The organism is Peterkaempfera griseoplana (assembly GCF_001418575.1).
Lineage (GTDB): Bacteria > Actinomycetota > Actinomycetes > Streptomycetales > Streptomycetaceae > Peterkaempfera > Peterkaempfera griseoplana.
The window spans coordinates 1-6898 of sequence record NZ_LIQR01000476.1 but is presented as its reverse complement, the minus strand read 5'-3'; the positions used below and the strand labels follow the sequence as shown (position 1 = coordinate 6898).

6 protein-coding genes are annotated in these 6898 nt (G+C 67.4%); 4 read left to right on the top strand and 2 right to left on the bottom strand.

Features of this window, described 5'->3' with window-relative positions:
- Positions 1–722: 722 nt before the first annotated feature.
- Genes AOK09_RS30150 through AOK09_RS30140 form a run of 3 tightly spaced genes read left to right on the top strand, consistent with a single transcriptional unit; the run spans position 723 to position 3591 of the window.
- A complete protein-coding gene (locus AOK09_RS30150) occupies positions 723–1409 on the top strand; it encodes a helix-turn-helix transcriptional regulator (RefSeq protein WP_245687550.1) in 687 nt (228 codons plus the stop codon).
- A gap of 11 nt (positions 1410–1420) precedes the next feature.
- Entirely contained in the window at positions 1421–2428 is a 1008-nt protein-coding gene (locus tag AOK09_RS30145) for an ornithine cyclodeaminase family protein (RefSeq protein ID WP_107101494.1), read from the top strand.
- A 32-nt stretch (positions 2429–2460) separates the two neighbouring features.
- Positions 2461–3591 (top strand): DSD1 family PLP-dependent enzyme, encoded by a 1131-nt coding sequence (locus AOK09_RS30140; protein ID WP_079063554.1) that lies wholly within the window; start codon positions 2461–2463, stop codon positions 3589–3591.
- Positions 3592–3625: 34 nt separating this feature from the next.
- On the opposite strand, the gene pdxR is transcribed toward AOK09_RS30140, so the two are convergent.
- Positions 3626–5116 (bottom strand): MocR-like pyridoxine biosynthesis transcription factor PdxR, encoded by a 1491-nt coding sequence (pdxR, locus tag AOK09_RS30135; RefSeq protein ID WP_055590399.1) that lies wholly within the window; start codon positions 5114–5116, stop codon positions 3626–3628.
- A gap of 40 nt (positions 5117–5156) precedes the next feature.
- Here pdxR and AOK09_RS30130 point away from each other — a divergent pair, with 40 nt between their 5' ends.
- A complete protein-coding gene (locus AOK09_RS30130; protein WP_055590398.1) occupies positions 5157–6011 on the top strand; it encodes a methyltransferase domain-containing protein in 855 nt (284 codons plus the stop codon).
- 339 nt (positions 6012–6350) lie between these two features.
- Here AOK09_RS30130 and AOK09_RS30125 read toward each other — a convergent pair whose 3' ends face one another.
- Positions 6351–6737, bottom strand: coding sequence for a winged helix-turn-helix transcriptional regulator (locus tag AOK09_RS30125; protein WP_245687549.1), 387 nt, complete (start codon positions 6735–6737; stop codon positions 6351–6353).
- Between the last annotated feature and the right edge of the window lie 161 nt (positions 6738–6898).

Here is a 6898-nt window from a genome sequence, read left to right as displayed (position 1 = left end):
TTCGGTACGACAACGGCTTCTGACACAAGTCTCTCTGAACTTCGCATGGAAGCCAGTCAGTTCAGGCGCCCTGCGCGCTGGCGGCTGGTAAAGGCATGAGCGGTCCGGTCACGGTCCAGGCGACCAGTCGCTCACGGACCGAGCCAGGAGCCAGGTAGCCGACCAGGCTTTCCGGCTGGGCTGTCAGGTTCTTGCGCCGCCTCAGCTCGCGGATCTGCTCGATGGGAAGATCGCGCCAGCCCCCGGCGAGACCAGCGGCCTGTTGGGGGCGTGAACGTCAGTGTGCCGAGCGTGTCGGACGCCGGCGCCTCGGGACTCCAGTCGGGGTCCGTGTCGTCGAGGCCTCTGGCGGCCGGACGGCAGGCGGCGCCAACGCGTGCGTTGCTGTCGGCGCCGTGCCTGAGGGTGTCGACGTTCTTGTCTCGCGGATGCCCGTCGTCGGCGCCCACCTGACGGTCGGCGCGGCAGGCTGCGGCAGGACGCGCATCGCCGCGGCCTTTCCCCGTTCCTGGCGCCTGTCGCTTGACGACTGCCGCGAGATGGTCTGTGGCGACTTCTCTGCCACCTTCACCTTGTAGGCAGCAGCCTGCCGTACCGGAGCCCAGGCTGCTCGTGCACACCGAGGTGCGGTGGCTCTCATCGGCGGGGTTGGACACGACTCAGAAGATTCCTTAGGATCATTGTCTAAAGATGGAATGTAAGTCCAACGGAGAGGGCAGGTCATGGAGCATCTCGTGGTTGGTGGGCCGCAAGACGACCGCAGGAACCCCGTGGCCGCCGCTGGGGCCGACGGCGATGAGCACCTCATCCGCGAGGCGGAGAAGATCGCTGTGGCGTTGGGCCGCATGTTTCCCGGGCTGTGCGAGGTGGTGCTGCATGACCTGAGGGATCCGCGGCAGGCGATTCGGGTGATCGAGAACAACCTCTCCGGCCGGGAGGTCGGGGATTCGGCCACGGAGCTGGGCCTGGCTCGCATCGCGGATCCGCAGTACCCGAGTGTGATCCAGAACTACCCCAACCAGTTTCCCGACGGCCGGCCGGTGAAGAGCACGTCGATCGGCATCAAGAACGCCGCGGGCAAGTACATCGCGGCCCTGTGCCTGAACCTTGATGTGTCCGTCCTGTCGCCGGTGACGCTGGCGCTGTCGAATCTCGTGGCCACCGATGTGGAGCACCGTGAGCATCCGCTGGAGAATCTGCGGGACCGCAACCTGCGCGAGCTGCGCCGAACGGTGGAGACGCTGGCCGCGGAGCGCGGTGCCACCCCCCGGTCGCTGAGTCGGGACGACAAGAAGGCGCTCGTGCGGCAGTTGCAGGGCGAGGGCTACTTCGACCGGCGTGACGCCGCGCAGACCATCGCGGACCTGCTGGGCGTGTCCCGGGCCACTGTCTACAACTACGCCAAGTAAAGGGGCGGTTCATGACCGACACCGGACCTGCCGCACACGCCGTACCTGCTCCTCCGCCCAGCTCTGGCCCGCTGTTGGACGCAGACCGTGGCCTGCTGTTCATCCCCGAGGAACAGACGGCTGCGCTCGTGGACGAGGAGCTGGCTCTGGAAGCGGCACGCACGGCCTTCGCCGCGACGGTCAAGGGCGTGGTCTTCCCTTCCCTGGCCGTGCACGGCTCCGATCCGCGCAACCGGTTCACGCTGAAGCCGTCCGCGTCGGCAACGCATGCCGGGGTGAAGATCGGGACCTACTGGCCGGACAACCTGAAATGCGGGCTGCCGCGTCACCACTCCACCTTGTTGCTGTTCGACCAGAGGATCGGCCGGATCGCCGCCGTCCTGGAGCTCGGTGCCGCGAACGCCTACCGGACCGCCGCGGCCGACGCGCTCGCCGTCGACCTGCTCGCCCGCACCGACAGCGCCGTCCTTGCCGTCTTCGGTACCGGTCATCAGGCAGCCTATGAGGCGCGGGCTGTCGCCCGGGTCCGGTCGATCCGCGAAATCTTGATCGTGGGACGGGACAAGGGCCGTGCTGCGCTCATGGCTGCCGCGCTCACCGCAGAGGGACACACAGCACGTGCGGCCGGCGCCGAGGAGGCCTGCGCGAGCGCCGACGTGATCGTCACCGCCACCACCGCACGGGCCGAAGACCCGCCCCTGTTCGAGGCCGAGTGGGTCCGCCCCGGCACGCACCTGTCCTGCATGGGAGCCGACGCCCCCGGAAAGCGGGAGCTGCCACCCGCCCTGTTCGCCCGCGCACGGGTCATCTGCGACCTGCCCGAGCAGGCACGTCGCATGGGCGAAAGCCAGCACGCACCCGAGGGCACCGTCCTCATCCCCCTCGGCGAGGTTCTCACCCAGCGCGCCCAAGGACGCACCGACAACCGTGACATCACGGTCTTCGACAGCTCCGGAATCGGACTACAGGACCTTTACCTGGCTCTGGCCCTCCTGAAGAAGATGGACATCTCCCTGTGACCACCACCCCCGCCCCCGCCGCTCAGACCCTGATGGATCCGGACACCCCGTTCGCCGTCGTCGATGTCCACAAGAGCCGGCGCAACATCGAGCGCCTGCAGGCCAGGGCCGACCAACTCGGAGTCGTCCTGCGCCCCCACATGAAGACGGCCAAGAGCCTCGACGCCGCCGCGCTCCTGAACGACGGCGACACGTGTCCTGTCACCGTCTCCACCCTCGCCGAGGCCGAGGCGTTCGCCGACGGCGGCTACACCGACATCACCTACGCCGTCGGCATCGAGCCCCACAAGCTCCCCCGCGTCATCGCTCTCCTGCACCGCGGCGTGACTTTGCGGGTCCTGCTGGACAGCACCGAGCAGGCCGTCTTCGTCGCCGCAGCCTCCCGCCAGGCCGGCCTGCCCATCCCGGCCCAGATCGAGATCGACTGCGACGGCCACCGCGGTGGTCTCAAGCCCGACGACCCCGCCCTCACCGAGATCGGCCGCATCCTGCACGACGCGGCCTGCCTCGACGGCGTGCTCACCCACGCAGGCGAGTCGTACTCCGCCTTCAGCGCCGAAGAACAGCGCCTGGCCGCACAGAACGAACGCGACACCGCGGTTGCCGCAGCCGAACGTCTCCGTGCGGCCGGTCTGCCCGTGGCCTGCGTCAGTGTCGGCTCCACCCCCACCGCTCACGCGGCCGAGGACCTCAGTGGGGTCACCGAACTGCGGGCCGGTAACTACATGTTCTTCGACCTGGTGATGGCTGGCCTCGGCGTCTGCCAGGTGCAGGACCTCGCCCTGTCCGTGGTTGTCACCGTCATCGGCCACCGCCCCGAGTACGGGTGGATCGTCACCGACGGCGGCTGGATGGCCATGTCCCGCGACCGCGGCACCGCCGACCAGCCCCAGGACCAAGGCTACGGTCTGGTCACCGACCTGGCCGGCCACCTCCTCCCGAACCTGGTCATGACGGCCGCGAGCCAGGAACACGGCACCCTCACCGCCCGCGAGGGCACCGACCTGCCCGACCTGCCGGTCGGCACCCGGCTGCGCATCCTGCCCAACCACGCCTGCGCCACCGCCGCCCAGCACCACGGCTACCACGTCGTCGACAGCAGCGACGGCACCGAGCCCGCCCCGGTGATCCATGCGCGCTGGCCCCGCATCACCGGCTGGTGACGTGCTCTCTCCTCGCTCTTGATAACTGGTGGTCTCAGAACAGATGCCGTAGGACGTCACCGAGGATTGCCACACCTTCGCTGATAGCGGTGGGCGCACTGGCTGCGTAGCCGAGGACCAGCCCGGGGCGGGGTGAGTGTTGGCTATGCCATGACAGTGGCTGCACCTTCACTCCCCGCGTAAGCGCAGCGGCAGCGAGGTCGGTGTCGGCGAACTTGGCGTCGAAGGAGATCATCAGGTGCAGGCCCGCTGCGGCGCCGTGTACCTCCGCATCCGGAAGGTGGGTTCTGATCGCATCGACCATGGTGTCCCGGCGACGGCGGTGGCGTGTGCGCAGGAACCTCAGCTGACGCTCCATCTCACCAGATTCCATGAGCTCTGCGAGCACCTGCTGCGGCAGTGCGGCGTTGCCCAGGTCGGCGAACCGTTTGGCGGCGACAAGAGCATCCCGGTATTTCGGCGGTGCAAGGACCCAGCCGATGCGCAGTGCGGGGGCGAGGAGCTTGGATACGCTCCCGGCGTAGCAGACGTGGTCGGGGAGTACGGATCGCAGGGCAGGGACCGGAGGCCGGTCGTAGCGGTGCTCGGCGTCGTAGTCGTCCTCAATGATCAGTCCGTCGGTTTCGGAGGCCCAGGACATCAGTTCACGACGCCGTGCCCCGCTGAGCACCACTCCGGTCGGGAACTGGTGCGCGGGAGTCAGTAAGATCGCTCGGGCAGCCACGTCGGACAGGACGTCGACGCGCACGCCTTGGGAGTCGACCGGAACCGGCGGAGTGTCCAACCGCTGATTGTGCAGGTGCTGGCGGGCCCCGAGCGATCCCGGGTCCTCCACGGCCACCGCAGAGATGCCGTGGTCGCGCAGCACCTGTCCGAGCAGACTGAGTGTTTGAGCGGTGCCCGCGACGATGAGTACCTCGTTTGGATCCACCCTGATCGCACGGTTGCGGCCAAGCCAGTTGGCAATGGCTTGACGCAACGCAGGGGTCCCGCGCGGGTCTCCGTATCCGAGGTCGGACACCGGGAGGCTCGCCAGTGCGGAGCGTTCGGCGCGCAGCCAAGCATTTCGCGGAAACGCGGCAAGGTCGGGCAAGCCGGGCGACAGATCAATCCGGGCAGGTGCCGCTCGCATTGAGTCGAAAATATCCGCGCCGGGTACGGCGGCGAACAACGCACCCAGCGGCGGCGAAGCGACCGGCCTGGCCTGGGGCGCTTCCGGCGGCGAGGCGGGAGCGGCGACGACGATCGTTCCGTTGCGCCCGTGTCCTGCCGCGTGCCCGTCTTCTATCAGTCGCTGGTATGCCTCTGTGACCACGCCGCGGGACACCTGCAGCTCGACGGCCAGAACGCGGGTGGCCGGCAGCTTGCTCCCTATCGGTAGACGGCGATCCGCTATCGCGAGCCGAAGCTGCTGGGCCAGCCAGTCGGATCGCCTGCCCATCGGCGCATCGCGGATGTTCAGCTGCAGGAAATCGGACCCGGAAGTTATGGACTGGTCAGCTGGGCATCGATTGGACCTGTTCATCGGACCATAATCGCAGCAGGGTAGCCGTATGGATACAGCGATGGCAGCTCCTGAAGCGAGAGCGACGGCCAGCTATGTGCACGGGTACTCCGAACGCGAGGCGGCTCGGCTCGGCGACCAGGCGGACACTTTGGCGGCACTGGTGCATGTGGGCACGGCCTATCCGGCTGGCAGCCGGGTGTTGGAGATCGGTTGCGGGGTTGGCGCCCAGACGGTCCACCTGGCCCAAGCCAGCCCCAGGGCGCGTATCACCGCTGTCGACCACTCCGCTGATTCCCTTGCACAGGCCCGTGCCCGCGTCACCGCCCAGGCGCCAGGGGCGGACGTGGAGTGGTATCACGCTGATCTGGCAGATCTCCCCTTCTCCAACGCGGAGTTCGACCATGTCTTCATCTGTTTCGTCCTGGAGCATCTGTCGGACCCCGCGCGGGCGCTGGCCGCACTGCGGCGCGTGCTACGGCCCGACGGCACCATCACCGTGGTCGAAGGGGATCATGGCTCGGCGCTGTTCCATCCCGCCAGCGAGTATGCCCAGGCAGTGATCGAATGCCAGGTCCAACTGCAGTCAGCCGTCGGCGGAAATGCCCTGATCGGCCGACAGCTGCAACCGCTGCTTGCTCAGGCTGGATACGACGACATCGTAGTTCGTCCTCGCACGGTCTACGCCGACCAGACCCGGCCCGCACTGGTCGACGGCTTTACCCGCAACACGTTCATCGCCATGGTCGAATCAGTCCGGGACGAGGCACTCACTGCAGGGCTCACGACCGCGGCCCATTGGGATCGCGGGATCGCGGACCTGCACCGCACCGCACAGGCCAACGGGACCTTCCACTACACGTTCTTCAAGGCTGTTGCTGTGAATCCGTCCAATGGCGGCACCATGGGTCAATGACCGCCACCATCCCTCCTGTCACTACTGAACTTGAATGAGTGTTGTCGGTCATAACGAGGAGACAGGCGTAGTCTGCTCCGCGCCGCGCCACATCCACTGCTTCCGCGGATCGACCAGGCTTTGTTGCGCCAGTGCGTCACCGACCCCAAAGCAGCGCTTCTACAAGCCCATCACTTCAGCGTCCACCTGACTGACGGTAGGGAACCGGCGGACCGGCGGAACCACGCATCTGCGGGAGGGCCGCTGGCGTACGGCGGTTCGTACTTGCCAAAGAGGCTCTTCGCAGTTGAGGGTGTAGCGCCGAGAACATAGAGCTGTTGGACGGTTGGATGTGAGTCGTCAGAAGGTGCGAGCGTCGTAGTTCTCACGGTTTGCGAGGACCTCGGCCATGTGTGTCTGCGCCCAGTTTCTGAGCCCGCGCGTCATGTGGTGGAGCGAGAGGCCGAGGTCGGTCAGCTCGTAGGAGACGGTGACAGGGACGGTTGGCGTCACGGTACGGGTGAGTAGACCATCGTGCTCCAGCGACCGTAGCGTCTGGGTCAGCATCTTCTGGCTGACCCCGGCCAGAAGACGAGAGATCTCGGAGTAACGCATCGCCTTCGGGGCGTCTGCGTGTGCTGCACCGGGCTGGCCAGGGCTGTTGTCGCCGCCCAGCGCACACAGGATCAGGACGACCCACTTGTCTGAGATTCGGTCGAGCAGCTGCCGGCTGGGACACCCTGCCACGCTCGGGCTCCTGCTCGCCGTGATGGTTACCGCGGCCTCGGCCACCGACCGCGAGGCCGGGCAGCGCGTGCTCGCCCGGCTTCGCGCGCGGCACTGGCGCATGACCCTCGTGTGGGCGGAGGGCGGTTACACCGGCCAGTTCGTCGACTTCGCCCGCAACG